The 604-nt window shown below is 42.7% G+C and carries 1 protein-coding gene; it reads right to left on the bottom strand.

What is annotated here, in order from left to right; translation table 11 throughout:
* Positions 1–302: 302 nt before the first annotated feature.
* The coding region (locus N1032_RS26420) for a hypothetical protein (protein ID WP_259543619.1) at positions 303–604 on the bottom strand (302 nt) is incomplete at its 5' end.

The following is a 604-nucleotide window of genomic DNA, read 5'->3' as shown; positions in this document are numbered from 1 at the left end:
AATCAAGCACTAATTTCACTTTTCGCCGCAAATAATCTTAACTCTTTGATTTTGCGGCTTTTTTATTTGTGAAATAGCACGTAAAGCTAACGAATCGGATAAATCTTACTCTATGTGTGAGCGTTATCACAATCATTTTTTACTAAACAAAATAAGTGTTAAAACTCTGTTTCATTTTAGATAAAAGAAAACCCCAATTAAGGGGTTTAGGTTAAGCAAACTGGTAGACTATAGTTAACAGGATTAGCCAGAATACGACACACCCGCCAAAGGTGAGCCGCCACGCTGTTACAGGAGACATATCACCACCCATAGCCCTTGTTAACTGTTACGTTTACCTGTTGTGGCTGGCGTGAGGCTTCTATAGCCTGTTGCTGTATCGCCATTTGATTTAGATTGGCACTGGTAGCGGCCCATTGTACGCTAGTCTGCTGTGCTATCTGGTAGCACTGAGCCGGGCTAATGGTCATTGTGCCAGCGTTTACGCGCTCTTGTATGACCTGATTAGCATCACTGGCACTGTAGAAGGTATCACCGCTAAGGGATTTACACACTTCCAAATCACTAGCCCCACGGTTAACAGAACAACCGGAAAGCATGGAAA

This window comes from Herbiconiux daphne (assembly GCF_024979295.1).
GTDB lineage: Bacteria > Actinomycetota > Actinomycetes > Actinomycetales > Microbacteriaceae > Herbiconiux > Herbiconiux daphnes.
The sequence above is the reverse complement of the archived record's forward strand: the minus strand, read 5'-3'. Positions and strand labels throughout refer to the sequence as shown.